19 protein-coding genes are annotated in these 21,026 nt (G+C 34.8%); 16 read left to right on the forward strand and 3 right to left on the reverse strand.

Annotated features, from left to right (window positions below; translation table 11 throughout):
- The first annotated feature begins 9 nt into the window (after window positions 1–9).
- The 4 genes from casR to adhP all read left to right on the forward strand — a co-directional run bounded on the left by casR (window position 10) and on the right by adhP (window position 4,025).
- Window positions 10–651, forward strand: a complete 642-nt coding sequence (gene casR, locus ACW0JX_RS10770) for a two-component system response regulator CasR (RefSeq protein WP_088362949.1) — start codon at window positions 10–12, stop codon at window positions 649–651.
- Between the two features lie 162 nt (window positions 652–813).
- Window positions 814–1,668 (forward strand): MurR/RpiR family transcriptional regulator, encoded by an 855-nt coding sequence (locus ACW0JX_RS10775; RefSeq protein WP_095690983.1) that lies wholly within the window; start codon window positions 814–816, stop codon window positions 1,666–1,668.
- A gap of 162 nt (window positions 1,669–1,830) precedes the next feature.
- The gene (locus ACW0JX_RS10780) at window positions 1,831–2,694 is read left to right on the forward strand and encodes a PhzF family phenazine biosynthesis protein (protein ID WP_000704327.1); all 864 of its coding nucleotides are present in this window, start codon (window positions 1,831–1,833) and stop codon (window positions 2,692–2,694) included.
- Between the two features lie 293 nt (window positions 2,695–2,987).
- The gene (adhP, locus tag ACW0JX_RS10785) at window positions 2,988–4,025 is read left to right on the forward strand and encodes an alcohol dehydrogenase AdhP (protein WP_144465455.1); all 1,038 of its coding nucleotides are present in this window, start codon (window positions 2,988–2,990) and stop codon (window positions 4,023–4,025) included.
- A gap of 147 nt (window positions 4,026–4,172) precedes the next feature.
- Here the strand turns inward: adhP and ACW0JX_RS10790 are convergent, their stop codons facing one another.
- Both ACW0JX_RS10790 and ACW0JX_RS10795 read right to left on the reverse strand, forming a co-directional pair.
- A complete protein-coding gene (locus ACW0JX_RS10790) occupies window positions 4,173–5,192 on the reverse strand; it encodes an ABC transporter permease (protein WP_000836567.1) in 1,020 nt (339 codons plus the stop codon).
- Complete coding sequence (locus tag ACW0JX_RS10795; RefSeq protein WP_095690980.1) at window positions 5,189–6,091, reverse strand: ABC transporter permease subunit; 903 nt, start codon at window positions 6,089–6,091, stop codon at window positions 5,189–5,191. Before ACW0JX_RS10795 ends, ACW0JX_RS10790 begins: the two co-directional genes overlap by 4 nt.
- 560 nt (window positions 6,092–6,651) lie before the next feature.
- Between ACW0JX_RS10795 and gntK the strand changes: the two genes are divergently transcribed.
- Genes gntK through gnd form a run of 3 tightly spaced genes read left to right on the forward strand, consistent with a single transcriptional unit; the run spans window position 6,652 to window position 10,469 of the window.
- Complete coding sequence (gntK, locus tag ACW0JX_RS10800; RefSeq protein WP_459245661.1) at window positions 6,652–8,190, forward strand: gluconokinase; 1,539 nt, start codon at window positions 6,652–6,654, stop codon at window positions 8,188–8,190.
- 14 nt (window positions 8,191–8,204) lie between these two features.
- Window positions 8,205–9,554, forward strand: coding sequence for a GntP family permease (locus tag ACW0JX_RS10805; protein WP_000260205.1), 1,350 nt, complete (start codon window positions 8,205–8,207; stop codon window positions 9,552–9,554).
- An 18-nt stretch (window positions 9,555–9,572) separates the two neighbouring features.
- The gene (gene gnd, locus ACW0JX_RS10810) at window positions 9,573–10,469 is read left to right on the forward strand and encodes a phosphogluconate dehydrogenase (NAD(+)-dependent, decarboxylating) (RefSeq protein ID WP_144465457.1); all 897 of its coding nucleotides are present in this window, start codon (window positions 9,573–9,575) and stop codon (window positions 10,467–10,469) included.
- A 68-nt stretch (window positions 10,470–10,537) separates the two neighbouring features.
- Here the strand turns inward: gnd and ACW0JX_RS10815 are convergent, their stop codons facing one another.
- Window positions 10,538–11,302 carry a DUF2711 domain-containing protein gene (locus ACW0JX_RS10815; RefSeq protein WP_144465458.1) on the reverse strand — a complete coding sequence of 255 codons (765 nt, stop codon included), beginning with the start codon at window positions 11,300–11,302 and terminating at the stop codon, window positions 10,538–10,540.
- A gap of 139 nt (window positions 11,303–11,441) precedes the next feature.
- Between ACW0JX_RS10815 and ACW0JX_RS10820 the strand changes: the two genes are divergently transcribed.
- The 9 genes from ACW0JX_RS10820 to ACW0JX_RS10860 all read left to right on the forward strand — a co-directional run bounded on the left by ACW0JX_RS10820 (window position 11,442) and on the right by ACW0JX_RS10860 (window position 20,927).
- Window positions 11,442–12,662: a tetratricopeptide repeat-containing glycosyltransferase gene (locus ACW0JX_RS10820; RefSeq protein WP_144465459.1), complete on the forward strand. Its 1,221-nt coding sequence runs from the start codon at window positions 11,442–11,444 to the stop codon at window positions 12,660–12,662.
- Between the two features lie 34 nt (window positions 12,663–12,696).
- On the forward strand, window positions 12,697–13,851 hold the full coding sequence (locus tag ACW0JX_RS10825; protein WP_000422334.1) for a CgeB family protein: 1,155 nt from the start codon (window positions 12,697–12,699) through the stop codon (window positions 13,849–13,851).
- Between the two features lie 144 nt (window positions 13,852–13,995).
- Window positions 13,996–14,532, forward strand: coding sequence for an NADPH-dependent FMN reductase (locus ACW0JX_RS10830; protein ID WP_144465460.1), 537 nt, complete (start codon window positions 13,996–13,998; stop codon window positions 14,530–14,532).
- A 1-nt stretch (window position 14,533) separates the two neighbouring features.
- Window positions 14,534–15,763: an MFS transporter gene (locus tag ACW0JX_RS10835; RefSeq protein WP_053564593.1), complete on the forward strand. Its 1,230-nt coding sequence runs from the start codon at window positions 14,534–14,536 to the stop codon at window positions 15,761–15,763.
- Window positions 15,764–15,827: 64 nt separating this feature from the next.
- Complete coding sequence (locus ACW0JX_RS10840) at window positions 15,828–16,385, forward strand: YdcF family protein (protein ID WP_001045718.1); 558 nt, start codon at window positions 15,828–15,830, stop codon at window positions 16,383–16,385.
- Window positions 16,386–16,485: 100 nt separating this feature from the next.
- On the forward strand, window positions 16,486–17,433 hold the full coding sequence (locus tag ACW0JX_RS10845; protein ID WP_095690976.1) for an ABC transporter ATP-binding protein: 948 nt from the start codon (window positions 16,486–16,488) through the stop codon (window positions 17,431–17,433).
- Between the two features lie 3 nt (window positions 17,434–17,436).
- On the forward strand, window positions 17,437–18,948 hold the full coding sequence (locus ACW0JX_RS10850; RefSeq protein WP_459245662.1) for an ABC transporter permease/substrate-binding protein: 1,512 nt from the start codon (window positions 17,437–17,439) through the stop codon (window positions 18,946–18,948).
- A gap of 213 nt (window positions 18,949–19,161) precedes the next feature.
- Window positions 19,162–20,589, forward strand: coding sequence for a basic amino acid/polyamine antiporter (locus ACW0JX_RS10855; RefSeq protein WP_144465461.1), 1,428 nt, complete (start codon window positions 19,162–19,164; stop codon window positions 20,587–20,589).
- 77 nt (window positions 20,590–20,666) lie between these two features.
- Window positions 20,667–20,927, forward strand: a complete 261-nt coding sequence (locus ACW0JX_RS10860; protein WP_000391447.1) for a hypothetical protein — start codon at window positions 20,667–20,669, stop codon at window positions 20,925–20,927.
- The last annotated feature ends 99 nt before the right edge of the window (window positions 20,928–21,026 follow it).

The raw sequence follows: 21,026 nt of genomic DNA on the forward strand, positions 1-21,026 counted from the left end.
AGAATAAGATTGAAGATTAAATTGCTACTAGTTGAGGATCATCATATCGTTCGAAGAGGACTTGTATTCTTTTTGAAAACGAGAGAAGAATTTGAAATTATTGGGGAAGCGGAAAATGGCGAAGAGGCATTACATTTCGTGCAAAAAGAAAGACCGGATGTCGTACTAATGGATGTATCGATGCCGAAAATGGATGGAATTGAGGCAACAAAACGTCTAAAGCAATACGATGAGACGATAAAGGTACTTATATTAAGTAGTTTTTCAGAGCAAGATTATGTTATACCAGCACTTGAAGCTGGAGCAGATGGTTATCAATTAAAAGAAGTACAACCTGAGCAACTTGTCGCTTCTATTATTGCAGTACATCAAGGAAATGCGAATTTTCACCCGAAAGTAACACCTGCATTAATGGGGCGTACCGCAGTAAAGAAGGAAATAGAAAATCCTTTTTCAATGTTAACGAAAAGAGAGCAAGAGGTACTTCGCGAAATTGCGAAAGGAAGAAGCAACAAGGAGATTGCAGCAGAACTTCATATTACAGAACAAACTGTGAAAACACATGTTTCAAACGTTTTAGCTAAATTGGAAGTGGATGATCGTACGCAAGCCGCATTATACGCAGTGAAACATGGGGAGAATTATTCATAAGCATGAATAATTCTGTTATATCGTATGACAGAATACATAGGAGCAATTAAAATTTATAGTAATCCCTAATATAGGTTTTTCTTCTTTCAATAATTAGGTACAATAAAGTTAAACTAATCGGTTTTTACAGGATAAAGCTACGATGGAAGAGGAGGATATGCTATGCCTGGTACAAGGAGTGGGATTGGAAAGATTCAGGCTTCGTTGAATGGTTTATCACCGAAATTGCGAAGTATTGCCGAACATATTTTGAAACATCCACAAGATGTTGTACATAAATCTATTACAGAATTAGCTGAAGTTACGAGTAGTTCCGAAGCGACGATATTCCGCTTATGTAAACACCTTGGTTTGCAAGGTTTTCAAGATTTAAAGATTACATTAGCTCGTGAAATTGTACATACACCGATGCAAAATATTCATGAAGAGGTATCGGCAGAAGATAGTATGGTAACTGTTGCTAAAAAAGTTTTTCATTCGCATATTACAGGACTGCAAGATACTTTACATTTGCTAAATGAAACAGCACTTGAGCAGGCTGTACGAGCCTTGCAAGAAGCAAGTCGAATTGAGTTTTATGGAAATGGTGGCTCTGGTATTATTGCGATGGATGCGTATCATAAGTTTATGAGAACGGGTATTTCTTGTATCGCTCATACTGATTCGCATTTTCAAATTATGGGAGCAGGTTTACTCTCGGAAAATTCAGTTGTTATTGGCATTTCTCATTCTGGTAGCAATAAAGGGTTACTTGAAGCGTTAGAAGTAGCGAAAGTAAGAGGGGCCAAAATTATTGCGATTACGAGCTATAAGAAATCAGCATTAAGTCAGCTTGCTGATATAACGTTATATACATCAACACGTGAGACTGAATTCCGTACAGAAGCAAGTTCATCACGATTAGCACAGTTAAGCTTATTAGATACTTTGTATGTAGGGTTGTCGTTGCAGCGACAAGAAGAAACACTAAAAAATTTACAAAGTATACGTGAAACGATTTCGATGAAGCGAATATAAAAAAGCTCTTCAAATGAAGAGCTTTCAGATTGTAGACAAACTATTTTTGGAGAGTTCAAATGCTAAAAATAGTTTGTCTCGTATTTTATAGATAATTTATCCAATTGCATTTATATGTAGTGCTTTCTATATATAATTTACTATAAGTGAGGAAGGTGTCTTATGAAAATATCCGTTTATGTTGCAAGTGCATTTAGCAAGGATCATAAAGGCGGAAATAAAGCAGGAGTGGTATTTATTGAGAATACAAATACATTGACCACTACTCAAAAAATGACAATAGCGAAACAACTGGGTTATGCGGAAACCGCATTTATATCAGAATCTGAAATTGCTGATTATAAATTTGAGTATTTTACTCCAAAAGAAGAAGTTGATTTATGTGGTCATGCCACAATTGGCTCTTTCGCGATACTGATGCATTTAAATAAAATTTTCAAGAATCGCTATACGATTGAAACGAACAGCGGTGTTCTTACTATTACCATAACAGATGACATCATATTCATGGAACAAAATAAACCGATATTCTATGATGTTGTATCTCCAAATGAGTTCACCGACTGTTTTGACATTAAAGATATAGACAATAAATACCCAATCCAAATTGTCTCCACGGGCTTAAAAGATATTTTAATTCCTATAAAAAGCGAAACACAATTACATGCACTGCAACCTAATTTTGAAAAAATTAAAGAAATCAGCAAGTATTATAATGTTGTTGGGATGCATCTATATACTTTTAATGACAATCGAATTATATGCAGAAATTTTGCTCCACTATACGACATTAATGAAGAAGCAGCGACTGGAACTTCAAACGGTGCATTAGCTTGCTACCTTTATGAACAGCACTATTTGCAAAAAGAAGTCTATGTATTTGAACAAGGTTATTCTTTACACTCGCCTTCCGAAATATTAGTTAAATTAGCAACCAATAGCAAAAATAAAATAGAAAAAGTTTATGTTGGCGGTAAAGGCTATTACTGTGAAACTAAGTGTTTAAATGTAGAAAATATTGAGTAAAGAGCTTTTTTATCGATGAGAAGTTTGTTACTTTATTTTCTTTTAGAAATGTATGACTTACTTATAGTCAGTGATAAACTCTCATTTTTAAAAATCTAAAATAAAGACCGATTTATGTAATAATTCAAATATTGTTCATAATTTCACAATTTGTTTATGAAGTGTCATGTTATGATGAACATGTAATGATGATTGAACACTTAAATTTGGTACGGTAACTAGCCAAAGTAGTGAAGAAAGTAGTTGTGAGATAAACTCATTAAAACGCTAAAACACTAAAGGGGAGATCACATATGAAAGCAGTAGTGGTTAATAAAAACAGCAAAGCAAACATCGAAGTGGTTGAAAAAGAATTACGTCCGTTACGCTCAGGTGAAGCGTTAGTAGATGTAGAGTATTGTGGAGTTTGCCACACTGATTTACACGTTGCGAATCATGATTTTGGTAACACTGATGGCCGTATTCTTGGTCATGAGGGTGTAGGTATTGTTACGAAAATAGCTGATGATGTTAATTCACTAAAGGTAGGTGACCGTGTAAGTATTGCATGGATGTTCCAATCTTGTGGACGTTGTGAATATTGCGTAACTGGTAGAGAAACATTTTGCCGTGAAGTTAAAAACGCAGGTTATTCAGTAGATGGTGGTATGGCTGAACAATGTATCGTTACAGCTGATTATGCGGTAAAAGTACCAGAAGGATTAGATCCTGCTCAAGCATCATCAATTACATGTGCTGGTGTAACTACATATAAAGCTATTAAAGTATCAGATATTAAACCTGGTCAACCTATTGTAATCTATGGCTGCGGTGGATTAGGTAACTTAGCTATCCAATATGCTAAAAATGTATTTGGTGCAAAGGTAATCGCAGTAGACATTAATGACGACAAATTAGCCTTAGCGAAAGAAGTTGGTGCTGATATGACTATCAATCCAATTTCTCAAGGTCCTGCTGATAAAATTGTTCAAGAGGAGCTTGGTGGCGCTTATGCTGCGGTAGTAACAGCAGTCTCTAAAGTAGCCTTTAACTCAGCAGTTGATGCAGTACGTGCTTGCGGTAAAGTAGTTGCAGTAGGGCTACCAGTAGAAACAATGGACTTAAACATCCCGCGACTTGTACTAGATGGAATTGAAGTAGTTGGTTCACTAGTTGGTACTCGTAAAGATTTGGAAGAGGCGTTTATGTTCGGGGCAGAAGGAAAAGTAGTGCCAGTTGTTCAAACTTGTTCTCTAGATAAAGTACAAAATGTATTCGAAGAAATGGAACAAGGTAGAATTCAAGGGCGTATGGTAATTGATTTTAAAATACATAATTGTAATTGCAAATAATTCACTTTAAATATAAAAATTGTGAGTCTAAAGGACATGTAAAAAAGTTAGACAGCATAAGAAGATGATCCCTGTATTTAATAGGGTTCATCTTCTTTATTTTCTACTAATATCGATGCCAATTAATACTTGATTAATGAGAAATGATTAAAGGTTTACTTTATTTGCAAACGAAAAAGAATCTTTATGTTTAACAAATTTTTTATGATCTGGAACGTTTTGAATTGCTACAATCTGCGAATCTCTTGCTTTCAGTGCATCTTGAATCCCGATGGTCATAAGCTTAATAAATAGAATCGTAATAAAGAATGAAGCGAGAGTATAAAAAATAATCCACCATGAAAGATTCATTTCATTACGATTTAATCCAATAAGGCCTGCCCAATCATTAGATAGAGAAACAGGTTTGAGCACTCCGTCATAGAGTTCACGCATTTGTATGCCGCCAATTACAATGTTAAGCAACGCTAAATGGATAACGAGTATGAGTGTTTGGACAATATGTTCCATAAATAATACAAATAAGCGGTCAAGTAATAAGACTCGTAAGTGTTTTTTAATAATATGAAAACGACTAGCCCCCAGTAATTGTGAACTTAAGATGTAATCTTGTTTCATAAATTCATCAACCTCTGAGGATATGTATAAAGAAAGTGTAGGCAGAGCGACGAAAATAAGTACGAGTACTTGATAAAACGTAAATGAAATATTTGGATCTACCCCATCAGCATTTGATGTGATTATAATATTAACGGGCGTGATGAGTATGAATGCGATAAATAGAGTTGGAATATAATAAAAAACTTCTGAGCATGACTGGAAAAATCTCTTGAGTTTTGGAGCAAATAAACTTAAGAGGATTCCTATACATGTTCCGCATAAAATTCGAAAGAAGCTAATTGCCACGGCTAATAAAATAGTGAATTTTGCTCCTTCTACAATTTGTAAGAAAACAGACTCTCCAAAACGATCAGATCCAAAAGGTGGAATTAACGAAGGCGGAAAGGGGGCCTTTCCAAGTAATTCGTTATTGTCATTGTAAAGTAACTGAGGAGGTTTTGGGATGTTATCTTTAAAGAACCAACTATAAATAAAACTAGCTGAAATAAGTATGAATAGATAAGTAAAGCCGATTAAAAAGCGTTTTGATTTCCAAATAGATTTCATAATGATACTCCTTTCAATTGCTTTTTCCATCTATTCATCATGAATGAGACTATGTGGAAAAGGGCATAAAACGGTAAAATAATCATAACAAGTATGATAAATGCAGCGGGAGGTGAAACAAACGCCTTATTAAATAGAAATTGAATAATGCCTTCCATATTAAAAACAAATTCTAAAATGAATAAATTAGAAAGTAAGAAAACAAAAATCGTTTTTAAATGGTGAAAGAAGTGGATAGATATATTTTTGAATAAATGAATGCAGAGTATATAACTTGATGAAAGGCCTTTTCCATATGCAACCTCTACGTAATGTTTTCCTTGTTCTTCTTTTATGTATAACACCATCATCCGAAACATTTGTAATGTAGGTAAGACAGCTAATGATAAAATAGGGAGTAAATAAGCTCGATTTTCATTAAAAGAAATAATAGTGACAGGAGATTCCCCAAATTTCTGAAGTACCCATATGAAAAATATTTGTAAACAAATCATCATCATCATATCAGGGACAGCTTCTAATATGAACACAATTCGGTTTATCCATTTTTTTATATAATCTTTTGCTAAAAAATAAAAAAATGCCGTGCTAGATGATAAAAAGAGAGCAAGAAAAAAGGCTAAAAATAATATAGTAAATGAATATAGGTAAGGCTCTAAAACAGTTGGAAATAATGGTGTTTTTTTGAAATGGCCAAACTTCGGGTCGGATCCTATAATCACTAATGATTCAGGGGAGAAGACCTGTTTTAACATGATAACGATCTGATTAAAAAAATAAATTGGTTGAAAGGTAAATCCTTGTTGAGTGATAAATAAATAAGGTAAATTTAATAATAGTAAGAGTGATAAAAGAATTGATGAAAGCTTAATTGTGAATTGAGATATTTTATTTAACATTAAATCCCTCCGACATCTTTTTACAACATTATACAATAAATTCTGTATTATTGTTTTATTTTTCTGAAAAATAAAAATACTTTCGGTTTTATAGTATGCAAGATATATTTACAAGATAAAAAATTGATAGTAGGGGGCCGCGCTCTATGTTTATCAAGATAAAAGACTAGTGAACCTAAAACAATAAATAAGAGTAAAATGCACAGAATTCTCATTCTGCGTTTAGTTACTTTTCTTGGCTTGATGGTGATGTTACGTGACCGCTAAAAATGAATATTGCTTTTCAACTCTTTCTTCATGCAAATAAGTAGAACGTATGGAGGGACTATGTATGTGTTGTGAATGAGAGGAAAGAGTGTATTGCGTAACGAATTTAACGTAATTTTACCGCATGGAAAAGCTAAATTTAGTATATAAGTGAAATGGAATGAGGGGATTTATTTTTTGATATGAAAAAAATTTTCTTTTTATAAATTGATAAATGAAAAAATATTTTATATACTAATTCATGTAAACGGTTTACTAAATCGTATTTTGCTAGAAATGAAGGGAAGATTCGCATGGAAACAAGGGGGAGAGTAATCGGGATTGATATCGGTACCACAAGTACAAAAACGGTTGTGTTCACAGAAAAAGGAAAAGTCATTGCATCACATGCAATCGATTACCCAATTATTCAACCGAATGTAGGATGGGCTGAGCAAGATCCTGATGTAATATGTGCCGCTGTATACAAAAGTGTAAGCGTTGCCATTGAAAAAGGTAATGTATTACCAGAAGATATTTCTTCAATCGGTATTAGTACAGCTATGCACGCATTAATTGCAGTAGATGAAAATGGTGCGCCATTAACGCGTTCTATCATTTGGGCAGATAATCGAAGTACGAAGCAATCAGAAAAATTATTACAACAAATGAATGGGCATGAAATTTATAGACGTACAGGTACACCGATTCATCCGATGTCACCACTTTCTAAATTGTTATGGATGAAAGAAGAGGAACCAGAGTTATATACAAGTGCCTATAAATTCATTTCCATTAAAGAGTATGTGATTTACCAATTATTTTCACGCTACGTAGTTGATTATTCGATTGCTTCTGCTACAGGGTTATTTAATTTAGAAACATTAAACTGGGATGAAGATGTTTTGACTATGTTACAAATGTCACCAGAACAATTATCAACCCCTGTACCCACTACATATATTTTATCAGGTATGAAGCCAGAATTAGCACAGAAGATGGGGATAAGTGCAGAGACACCAATTGTCATCGGAGCAAGTGATGGGGTTCTTGCAAATGTAGGAGTTGGGGCGATATCACCGGGTGCGGCTGCAATTACGATTGGAACGAGTGGTGCGGTTCGAACAATCTCATCAAATATAAATACAGATGAGAAAGGGAGAACGTTTTGTTACGCATTAACAGATGAGCACTGGGTAATCGGTGGTCCAACGAATAACGGCGGAATATTACTGAGATGGTTACGTGATGAATTTGGTAGTCCAGAGCAAGAAGTAGCAAGAAAGCTCGGCATTGATCCTTATGATTTATTAATTAAATATGCAGAAAGCGTACCAGCTGGAGCGGAGGGGCTATTGTTCTTACCTTTCTTATCTGGAGAACGCGCACCTTACTGGAATGCAAACGCTCGTGGTACATTCTTTGGAATCAATCTTCAACATAAACGAGAACATTTTATACGTGCAGTGATGGAAGGTGTTTGTATGAGTGTATATTCAGTAGCACTCGCAATCAGGGATTGTACAGGGCCACTTACTGAAATACGAGTTTCAGGAGGGTTTGCAAAATCTGCATTTTGGAGACAAATGTTGTCCGATATGATGGGAAAAGAATTGCTTGTACCTGAAAGTCATGAAGCATCTGCGCTTGGGGCAGCGGCAGTTGCTTTATATGCTGTAGGAAAAATTGATTCTCTTGAAGAGGTAAAGGATTGGATTGATATTGTCCATCATCATGTACCGAATAAAGAAAATACGGCTATATATTTAGAAATGTTTTATATGTATGAACGACTTTACAATCGCTTGAAAGAAGAATTTGATTGTATAGCTGCTTTCCAACGTAAACAATAGGGGGATTGGGAGAAATGGTAGTTGGGATCGTACTAGCGGCAGTTGTCATACTACTTTTACTTATTACGGTAGTAAAATGGCATCCATTTGTCGCATTAATTTTAACAGCAATTGGTGTAGGTTTAGCAATGGGAATGCCTTTAATTGGAACTTCACCAAAAGATCCAGGGATTATTGATTCTATTAAACTAGGGCTTGGTAATACGTTAGGCTTTTTAGCGATAGTTTTAGCACTAGGAACGATGCTTGGAAAAATGATGGCCGAATCTGGCGGTGCTGAACGTATCGCTAACACATTAATTAATCGTTTTGGGAAGAAACGAGTTCACTGGGCGATGATGTTCGTTGCATTTTTAGTAGGGATTCCGGTATTTTTCCAAGTTGGATTTGTCCTATTAATTCCGTTAGTATTTACAATTGCGTTAGAAACTGGGGTATCACTTATTACAATCGGTATTCCGCTAGTAGCAGGACTGTCAGTCGTACACGGACTTGTTCCACCGCATCCAGCGGCAATGGCGGCAGTGGGTATTTTTAAAGCAGATGTAGGGAAGACAATTTTATATGCGTTAATTGTCGGACTTCCAACTGCAATTATTTCAGGTCCACTTTACGGGAAATGGATTGGTGCTCGTATACATAAGGAAGTACCATTAGATATAGCGGAGCAATTTATTGAAAGAGATAAGAAGAAAGAACTTCCTAGCTTCGGAAATACATTGTTTACTATTTTACTTCCAGTATTTCTTATGCTTGGTGCATCCATTGCTGAAGTAGCGTTACATAAAACGAGTCAACTTGCACAAGTGTTACACTTTATTGGAGATCCAATAGTCGCTTTATTAATTGCAACGATTTATTCTTTCTTTAGCCTTGGTTATGCAAAAGGATTTTCTAAAGATAAAGTATTACAATTTACAAATGATTGCCTTGGGCCAATTGCAAACATACTGTTAGTAATTGGTGCTGGTGGTGCGTTTAATAAGGTGTTATTAGATTCTGGAATTGGTACTACAATTGCTGAAATGGCGAAAGAATCACATATTTCACCAATATTACTTGGATGGGGAATTGCTGCACTTATCCGAGTTGCAACAGGATCGGCAACTGTTTCTATGATGACAGCAGCTGGTATTGTTGCGCCGATTGCAGCAAGTACACCTGGTGTAAATGTTGAATTACTAGCACTTGCAACAGGCGCAGGGTCATTAATTTTATCACACGTGAATGATTCGGGATTTTGGATGATTAAAGAATATTTCGGAATGACTGTGAAAGAAACATTATTAACATGGACCGCAATGGAGACGATACTATCAGTTGTAGCACTTGGATTAATTTCGATATTAAATATATTTGTATAGAATGGGAGATTGATTATTATGAAACTAGGTTTAATTGGATTAGGAAAAATGGGATTCCCATTAGCTGAACACTTACATGAAGACAAGCATGAAGTAGTTGTATACGATGTAAATAAAGAGCTTGTAGAAAAGGCAGGAAAACTAGGAATTACTGCACGTCATACATTAAAAGAAATGATCGCTGAATTAGAAGCTCCTCGTACGATCTGGGTAATGGTGCCTGCAGGAGAAGTTGTAGAGTCAGTATTAAAAGATGTGTATCCGTTATTAGATGAAGGTGATATCGTTATTGAAGGTGGAAATTCATTCTATAAAGATACGTTACGCCGTGCTGAAGAAGCAAAAAGCTTCGGATTACATTATGTAGATATCGGTACATCTGGCGGTGTAGAAGGAGCTAGATACGGTGCTTGTTTAATGGTTGGTGGAGAAAAAGAAATTTATGACCAATTAGAACCTTTATTTAAAGATTTAGCAGTAGAAAATGGCTATACTTATGCTGGCCGCGTTGGTAGTGGTCATTTCTTAAAAATGGTTCATAACGGTATTGAGTACGGCATGATGCAAGCAATCGCTGAAGGATTTGAAGTACTAGATAAGAGTGACTTTGATTTCAATTATGAAGATGTTGCAAAAGTATGGGCGAACGGATCAGTAATCCGCGGTTGGTTAATGGACTTAACTGAAAAAGCATTTGCAGATGATCCTAAACTTGATGGCATTAAAGGTGTAATGAACTCTTCAGGAGAAGGGAAATGGACTGTTGAAACTGCGCTTGAGTTACAAGCAGCGGCACCAGTAATCGCGATGTCATTATTTATGCGCTATCGTTCTCAGGAAGATGATACATTCCATGGAAAAGTAGTTTCAGCACTACGTAATCAGTTCGGTGGACATGAAGTTGTAAAAAATTAAGGATGTTTTTGAAAAGAAACTTGTGCATAAGCGCAAGTTTCTTTTTTATAGTTTAAGAAATTACTAATTTAAAAATACCAATCAATCATCGTTTTTTTGTCACAAATGACAGCTTCAACATTCATTGATTGAACAATATATTCTATATTTTCTTCTTTAGCTAATAATAAGGTTGTAAAGGAATCGTATATACTCATAAACGCATACTCATTGTCTTCTCCAGTAATAATTAACTCATTATTGCTAATGTCCCAAATATCTAATGGAGTAGTATTATTTACCTGTAATAATCCGTTTGTATCAAGAATTGGTTCAGAGAAATATAGATTTTTTGCACCTTTAGAACCGAGGAGTTTAAGTAATTTGTGTAATAAAAATATAGACGTATAATTTTCTGTTGGATAATAAAGATCTTTTTTTAAGTTTGAATGTAGCTTTTCAGCTAAATCCTCTCTTTTATATTCTTCTGAAAAGGCACTAATGGAAGTCAACATGGCCATTGCTAGGTCTGCGTATGAATGTAATCCACTACAAGACATCATTTCCTTCCAAGAAACGGATTTCCCATTGTGAATGATTTCTTCAGAGCTAGGATAGATGTGCTCATATGGTCTTTTTCTCACAGACTTTTCCCATCCTAAAGGCATTTGGACAAATGGATGTAGCAATATAGCTGCAGATTTAAAATTACTTGGTAGTTGTTCTAAAATTGGTGATTTGTCATCTAGCCAAATGTAATCCAACAAAATATAACCTCCTCTTAGACTTTGAAATGTACGGATTCCCGTATTATGTTTTTTTGTATTGATTGTATCAAATATAAAGCGAAGCATGAAATATGTCCCAACATAAAAGTAAGAATAAATAAAATGAAGTTTTCATAAATAGTAAAAGGGTGCTTATGTCATCAGTATAGCTAAAAAATGTTGTTACATATGAGAAGAGCGTGTTAATAAAATATGAGGTGGTTAAATGGGAAATGAGCAAGTGAAGTCTGTAAAGGAAGAAAAAAAGTTATGTCTTTGTATGATTGTCAAAAATGAGTCTAGAATTATGGAAAGATGTTTAAATGCAACAAAATCAATTGTAGATTATGTTTCTATTTGTGATACTGGATCGACGGATAATACGCCTGAAATTATTGAAAATTGGTGTAAGGAAAATGAGATACCTGGGACGGTTCATCATGAGCCGTTTAAAAACTTTGGTTATAACAGAAGTTTAGCTGTTTCATTAGCGCAAAAAACATATCCAGAAGCAGATTATTTATTAATATTAGATGCGGATATGATTTTAGAGGTTAATCCGAATTTCGATAAAACGAGCTTAACGGAAGATCATTATCTTACATTGCAATATGATGTTCATATTAAATATTGGCTTACACGTCTTTTAAAAGCTTCTTTACCATGGAAATCTGTCGGTGTTACTCATGAGTATTGGGATATAGATCGCTCAAAAGTTGGAGCGAATTACAATACGAGGGTAGATCGGTTAGAGACTCTTGTCGTGAATGATCCCGGAGATGGCGGGAGTAAAGCTGATAAATTTGAAAGAGATGAGAGGTTGTTGTTACAAGGAATAAACGACCCAGAAACAACGCCAGATTTGCATATAAGATATTTATTTTATTTAGCCCAAACTTATTTTCATTTAAGTCAATTTGAAGATTCGATTAAATGGTATAAAAAACGAGTGGAAGCAGGGGGTTGGGTTGAAGAGGTATTCTATTCGTTATTGCGAATAGGGTTTTGTTATGAGCAGTTAGCAAATCGTTCAGCAAATAAACAAAATGAAGTGACAGATGCTGATGAAAAAGAAACTGTTAAAGGGCAAGAAGAGAAATATTTAGCATTAGCTGTTTTTTATTTTCAAAAAGCGTGGGAATATAGACCAACTCGGGCTGAACCATTATACCAACTTGCAAGGTTGTATCGATTACGATCTCAAAACAATATTGCTTTGATGTATGCTCTGCAAGGGAAGGAAATTCCTTTTCCAAAGGATGATCTTTTATTTGTAGATTATCATGTGTATGATTACTTATTTGACTATGAAATTTCTATTAGTGCTTTCTATATACCTCATAAAAAACATTTAGGGGCCGTGTCGCAAAAGTATTTGGAATCGATTAAAGAAGAGATTCCATTTCATATAGCAAATGTAGTAGAGAATAATGCGAAATTTTATTAAATACATTTTCGGTTAAAGGAGTAGTGGAGTAATCATGGAATTAATGCGATGGGCGATTGAACTAGGAGAATCGGTGCATGGAAATACGTATGAAGAATTGATGCCACTACTAGACTATTATTATGATCGTGATCATTTAAAAGCGTATTGTATCGCAAATCTTCTTTTAAACATGGATGTATTAGATGAACATCGTGAAAGAATCGAATTAAGAAGATGCATCGCTGCTTATTATGCTGGATTATATAAAGTAGCAAGAAAACATGCAAATGAGTTAGTACTTAAACATCCGGATGTAGATTTATATAAAAATAATTTAAAATTAATGGAAGCTTATTTGAATAAAGAATATGATTATTGTCTTTTTATATGCCCAAAGACATACGGTAGTTTCATAGATGTTGCGCGAGCGTTAAAGTGGCGGTTGGAGCAGGAGGGAAATACAGTAATTATATCAGAAACAATACTGGAAAATGTAAAGAATACAGTTGTTTTTGGAGCACATACATACGCATATAACCCGAATCTTCTTCCGAAAGATGCAATTATTTATAATTTAGAACAGCTATACGAAGGAAGTCCATATGCGCACCCCCTTTATTTAATATTATTAAAAGATAGAGTGATTTGGGATTATAGTAAACAAAATATAGAATGGCTAAAACAAAAAGGGGTAGGAAAAGAAATAAAACATGTAAAAATGAACTATGCTCCAACTTTGGAAATAAAAAAAGATGCATTTGAAGATGACATTACTGAAGATATTGATATTCTGTTTATAGGTGCTCTTAATCCGAGGCGGCAAGCTATTTTTGATCATCTAAAAGCGATTGCCCCAAATTTAAATATAGTTTTTAAAAATAATGCGTGGGGAATTGTTAGAAATGAATTGATTGCTAGAGCTAAAATTATATTAAATATTCATTTTTACTTATCAGGAATTCTTGAAACACCTCGCGTGTCTTATGCAGTCGCAAATAAGAAATTTATTATTTCCGAAAATAGTAATCCAGAAGATGAGGTAGAGTGGCCGGGAATTGTATTTACTCCGTACGAAAAAATAATTGAAAACGTAATGAAATATATAGAATTACCAGAAGAACGGAAAAAATTAGCGGGAAAAGCATATAATCATTTTGAAGCAAATGAAAGTTTAGGTACATTGAGTCTGAGAGATGAAACGAAGTAATTGTGCGAAACTCATACGAAAGTATGAGTTCTTTTTTGTTTATCATACTATTTTATGAAACAAGTTAACTCTTTATATTGTGTTTTGTATAGAAATTTCTGATAATATATAAGTAGAACTTGAAAACAAAGGGGAGAAATAATCATGAAACTAGTCGTTATTAACGGTACACCAAGAAAATTTGGTAGAACTCGCGTGGTGGCAAAATATATTGCGGATCAATTTGAAGGGGAATTATATGATTTAGCAATTGAGGAGTTACCTTTATACAATGGAGAAGAGTCACAACGTGATTTAGAGGCAGTAAAAAAATTGAAAACGTTAGTGAAAGCTGCGGATGGGCTTGTATTATGTACACCAGAATATCATAATGCGATGAGCGGTGCGCTGAAAAACTCTTTAGATTACTTAAGTAGTAGTGAATTTATTCATAAACCAGTTGCGTTGTTAGCGGTTGCTGGTGGAGGTAAAGGTGGAATAAATGCATTAAACAGCATGCGAACGGTCGCTAGAGGTGTTTATGCAAATGCCATTCCAAAACAAGTTGTGCTTGATGGATTACATGTGCAAGATGGTGAACTTGGGGAAGATGCCAAACCATTAATTCATGATGTAGTTAAAGAATTAAAAGCATATATGAGCGTATATAAAGAGGTGAAAAAGCAACTAGGAGTGGAGTGATATGTCCTCACTTTATCATGATTCTCGCTTGTATTACATTCTAGGGGCCAATAGTCTATCTGCTATTGGTTCCGGAATTGTTATGATAACGATTCCGTGGCTGTTAATTAAAGAGAGTGGAGGAGAGACAACGTTTGGTTATGTTTCTATCATTGCAACCCTCATTATGTTTTTATTAACACCATTCATTGGGCAAAGTATTGATCGTTTTTCAAGAAAATCTTTATTGCTATGTAACGAAGGAATCGGAATTGCCGTAATTGGAATAATGGTTATATGGGGATTTGCGGGGCAACCTTATCATTCTATTCACTATATTCTTATTTATATAGCCGGATCATTCTACTATTTATTATTTTATCCTACAATATTTGCGTTCAACCAAGAGATATTTCAAGCGGAACATTATAAAAGTTTAAGTGGAACGATGGAAATACAAGGACAGTTAACACAAGTTATTTCTGGAGCGGCCGCGAGCTTCTTAATTGAAATTGTATCTTTGAAGTGGATTTTGTTAGTAGACATGTTAACTTTTGCTGGAGCATTTTTTCTTTTCTTATGTATACCGTACGTAAAGAAAAAAGAAGTGAAAAGAAAAATAACATTTAAGAAGCAATTGTTTGAAGGAATTCACTTTATGAAAAAACGTCCTAAGCTCTTTTGGTTCTTACTGGCTACTTATATGCCGTTTATAGGTGTCATGATGGCAAATTATTTAATACCCGTGTATATTTCGGATATACTCAAAGCCAATGCCTCTGTATACGCAATAGAGGGCACGATGTACGGTGTCGGAGCGGTTGTTGCAGGAATCTGTATTCCACTCATAATGAAATATGTCAAAACAGAAGTTTCAATCGTTATGACGATGTTCATTTATGTAATTTCAATTACCGCAATGAGTATTGAACCTTCCGTAATTTTCTTATATGGACTTGCAATTTTTCATGCAGTTGGAAATGCGGGTACAAGAGTGGCGAGAAATGTATTGATGATGGAGGAAATTCCAAATGAAGTAATGGGACGTGTAGACAGCTTATTTCGCCTAATTGGTACTGGAATACGAATTTTATTATTAATGTTGTTTACAGCGGGTGTATCTAAAGTCGGAGTCATGCTGCCGTTTTACGTATTAAGCTGCATATTGATCTTCTCATTAGGAATCGCTATTTATTATGTACTATCACAACGTAAAGTAGCGGCGCATGTTTCTAATAAATCAATCGTTTGAAAAAACACTTCTGCCTCCCTTTCTTTTTCTATATAATAACAAGAAAGGGAGTGAATACTTATTTATGAACAAATGGATCTTTCTTATGATTTTATTATTACCGCCACTATACATCATTTATATGACGTTTCGAATGAACAAAGTTGCTCGTGAAAAGTTGAGCTATCACTCTCCGTACGTTCTTATACTGGGTGCAAAGTTATTTGGGGATAGACCGTCTTTATCTCTTCAAAATCGTTTGGATGTAGCGTTGGAGTATTTATTTTCCCATCCTGAAGCGAAAGTAATTGTTTCAGGTGGTCAAGGAGAAGATGAAGATATACCGGAAGCTCATAGCATGAGAAATTATTTAATGGTACACGGTATAGATGAGAGTCGTATTTTAATAGAAGATCAATCTACAAATACGTATGAAAACTTAAAATTTAGTATGGATTTATATAATGTGAAACATGCGGTAGTTGTAAGTAATACATATCATTTATATCGAACGAAAATAATTGCAAAGCGTTTAGGTATGAAGATGGAGGCGCTAGCTGCTGAAACACCAATTCGTTCTAAGAGAAAAATGTATGTTCGCGAATATGCTGCTATTATGAAAACAATATTGTTCGACCGTTAGAGCTCAAATGCGAGCTCTTTTTTAATTTAAAAGCGTATCATTTGAAATGAATGCCATCTTCCATCAAAATAAAGGAAACAACAGTAAAGGAGTTGTGTTTGTGATTCAATTTAATCATGTGTCAAAATCGTATGAAGATGGCACGAAAGCAGTGGATTCATTGCATTTAGAAATTAAAAAGGGAGAATTTTTCGTTCTCATCGGTCCGAGTGGTTGCGGGAAAACAACGACAATGAAGATGATTAATCGTTTAATCGAAACGACTGAAGGATCGATTTTAATCGATGGAAAAGATATTCAACAATATAATATAAACGAATTACGTTGGGATATAGGATACGTGTTGCAGCAAATCGCTTTGTTTCCTCATATGACAATCGCTGAAAATATTGCAGTTGTTCCAGAAATGAGGCAATGGAGCAAAAAGGAAATAAAAGCACGCGTCGATGACTTGTTACATATGGTTGGATTAAATCCGGATATATATCGAGATCGTATGCCTGATGAATTGTCAGGAGGACAAAAACAACGTGTCGGTGTCGTGCGAGCATTAGCCGCAAACCCGAAAATCGTTCTTATGGATGAACCATTTAGTGCGTTAGATCCATTAAGTAGGGAACAGCTTCAGAAGGATATTGTACAGTTGCAAAAAAAGATTCAAAAAACAATCGTGTTCGTAACACATGATATGCAAGAAGCATTATCACTTGGAGATCGAATTTGTATTATGAAAGAAGGAAAAGTTGTTCAACTAGATACACCAGAAGGAATTATACATAATCCGAAAAATGAATTTGTAGAGGAGTTCATTGGAAATCGTGGACGAACTTGGTATGAGGAGAAAAGTGTAGCAGATGTATTGCCGCTTGATCAAAGTGTGCAATTAGAAGGGCAGGCACTATCATTACATTCTTCTTTACAAGAAGCGTTAGTTCGTGTGCGTGATGAGGAAATCGTTCCAGTTGAAGAAAACGGTCAATATATTGGAGCGTTAACAAGTCGTCATATCGTCAATTACATTGTTGAACAAATGAAGGAAAGAGGCTAAACAGTGACTAATTTTATACAAACGTTCCAAGAACGAAAAATAGAATTACTAACTGCATTAAGTGAGCATTTACAAATATCGCTTATTTCATTATTTTTTGCAGTAATTATAGCGGTGCCACTTGGCATTTTATTAACAAGAAAAGAACGAATGGCTGAATTTATAATAGGAACTTCTGCAGTAATGCAGACAGTGCCATCACTTGCATTACTCGGACTATTAATTCCGTTAGTAGGAATCGGAAAACTTCCAGCGATTATTGCATTAGTTGTGTATGCACTATTACCTATTTTACGAAATACATATACAGGAATAAGGGAATTAGATGAATCACTAATAGAAGCCGCGAGAGCTATGGGGATGAATAGTTGGAGAAGGCTGTGGAAGGTAGAGCTTCCTCTTGCATTGCCTATCATTATGGCCGGTATTCGTACAGCGATGGTATTAATTGTTGGAACGGCTACATTAGCAGCTCTCATTGGTGCTGGTGGGCTTGGTAAGCTTATATTATTAGGCATAGATCGAAATGATCATGCACTTATCATTTTAGGGGCCGTACCAGCCGCGTTACTCGCTTTATTCTTTGATATAGTACTTCGCATACTTGAACGACCGAAACGCTCTTCTAAGCGTGTTATATTGACGATATGTATAGTTGTAGTAATGATTGCTTCTCCATTTCTTTGGAGTACAGAAAAGAAAGATATTGTTATTGCGGGCAAACTTGGATCAGAACCTGAAATTTTAATTCAAATGTATAAGCAACTTATTGAACAAGATACCGATTTACACGTACAATTAAAACCAGGTCTTGGAAAAACAGCATTTGTATTTGAAGCGTTGAAATCCGGGGAAGTAGATATATACCCAGAATTTTCAGGAACAGCTTTATCTACTTTCGTGAAAGAAGAACCAAAGAGCACAAATCGTGATGAAGTATATGATCAGGCTCGCATTGGGATGGAAAAGAAATATAATATGGTTATGTTGAAGTCAATGGAGTATAACAATACATATGCACTAGCCATGCCGAAAAAAATAGCAGATCAAAAGAATATAAATACAATTTCTGATTTAGGGAATGTTGCGCAGGAAGCCAAAGTAGGGTTTACATTGGAATTTGCTGATCGTGAAGATGGTTATAAAGGAATGCAAAAATTATATAACTATAAGTTCTCGAATGTTAAAACGATGGAGCCGAAGCTGCGTTATAGCGCAATTCAATCTGGAGATGTTAACGTAATTGATGCATATTCAACAGATAGTGAATTGGAGCAATATGGACTGAAAGTGCTAAAAGATGATAAAGGGTTATTCCCACCTTATCAAGGAGCGCCATTATTAAGAAAAGAAACGTTACAGAAATATCCTGAACTTGAAAAGGTATTAAATAAATTATCTGGAAAGATTACAGATGAAGAAATGCGAAAAATGAATTATGAAGTTAACGTAAATGGTAAAAGTAGTGAAGAAGTCGCAAAACAATTTTTAGAAAAAGAGAATTTACTTCGTTAAATTTACAAGAAATATACAAATTTATATGTTTGAAATGACCGTTCATTACAAAATGAGCGGTTTTTTTGTGCATACTTATACATTTTTTCAAAAAAGTATTCCATTTTTGTTCATTTTCTTTTAGAATAAGTAATGTTTTCCTGAAAAAATATAAGAGAAACGTCTATTAGAGAAAAAGGTGACTTTAATAGTTGAACGAACATAACACCTAGAATGACAGATGGGGTGGTACAAATAGAAAAGAAGTTAGGGTTTTTTCCGTTAATCGCATTAGTAGTTGGAACAATGGTTGGTGGCGGTGTTTTTAGTTTACCGCATGATTTAGCAGTAGGAGCAAACAGTGGTGCAATAATAATTGGCTGGTGTATTACAGCGATGGGAATGATTCCACTTGCGCTCGTATATCAAACGTTAGCAAGACAAAAACCGGAACTTGAAGGTGGAATTTATAGTTATGCACGTGCTGGTTTCGGTGAATATATTGGATTTAATAGTGCTTGGGGATATTGGCTAGCAGGAATCTTAGGTAATGTCGCAACAATTATGTTACTGTTTAGTACATTAGGTTATTTCTTTCCAATTTTCAAAGGAGGAAATAATGTTGCATCTATCGTTGGGGCATCACTTTTATTATGGACACTTCATTTTCTAATTTTATTTGGAATCCGTGAAGCTTCTATTATGAATGTTATCGCAACAATAGGGAAGTTAGTTCCAATCGTTTTATTTATTGTTGTAATGGTAACAGTCTTTCGCTGGGACACATTTACACATGATTTTTGGGGAGAAGGAACCTTCTCAATTTCCGCTATACTTGGTCAAGTGAAAAATACAATGCTTGTAACACTTTGGGTTTTCATTGGAGTTGAAGGAGCGGTTGTATTATCCGGAAGAGCGAAGAATAGCCGAGATGTTGGTAAGGCAACAGTAATGGGACTTATTTTAGTAATGTCCATATATATTTTAATTTCTGTTCTGTCAATGGGAGCGATGACAAGAAGCGAACTTTCTGTGCTAGAAACTCCGTCAATGGGACATGTATTAGAGCATGTTGTTGGTCCATGGGGTGCAGTTGCGATTAACATTGGGTTAGTTGCTTCACTTGTCGGTACATTAATTGGCTGGTTTTTACTTGTTTCTGAAATTTCTCATGTAGCCGGAAAAGATGGCGTATTTCCGAAAGTCTTTACGAAAACAAATAAAAAGCAAACACCGCACATGGCATTATGGATTTCAAATGGTGTTGCCCAAATTATATTTATCATCGTTCTGTTTTCAGAATCAACATATCAAATTATGTATTTCATTGCATCAACATCAATTTTATTACCATATTTATTATCAGCGTTATTCCAATTTAAATTAGTCATTACAAACGAGCTAAAAGACGCTAAATTAAAAAATGGAGCGTTAGCTTTAATTGCTTCTATTTACTCTGTATGGCTTCTTTATGCAGCTGGTTTAAAGAATTTACTACTAGTTTCAATTGTGTATGGAATTGGAATTATTGTTTACACGTTTGCAAGAAAAGAACAAGGGAACCGTTGCTTTGCAGGTGCAGAGAAATATGTGATGTGGGCAATTATTATTGCGGCTATCACATCACTGTATATGTTATTAACTGGAAATATAAAAATGTAAAAAGTCCTTTTCATTTAAAGGGCTTTTTTCTTTGTTTAGAGAATATTTACTACATAAGATATTCAGGAGGGATGAGAATGGAAGAAAAAGAACAGTTGTCTAGAATAATTGATTTAGCTAGTGAGTTAAGGAAAGTATTAGTGCAAGAATCTTTTTTTAATCATCATCCTGAGCTGAGAGGAGTCATTGAGAATTTAGCAAGTTCTGTTGAAAATTTGGCGGAATTGCAAAAAAGTAAAGATGAAAATGCTGAAGATCGATTACGTTACGTACTTGCTAAAATGAAAATTGCTCATAATGCAATTTTACAAGAGAAAAAAGCATTTCCTTCTCATTAATATACGTTTTAATTTTGAACCTGGCGGATAACGTCAGGTTTTTTATTTCTAGTTTTTCGTTTCTTTCATACACTAAGAATAGTATGAAAAAAGAAGGTG

The organism is Bacillus sp. C-3-6 (assembly GCF_054509685.1).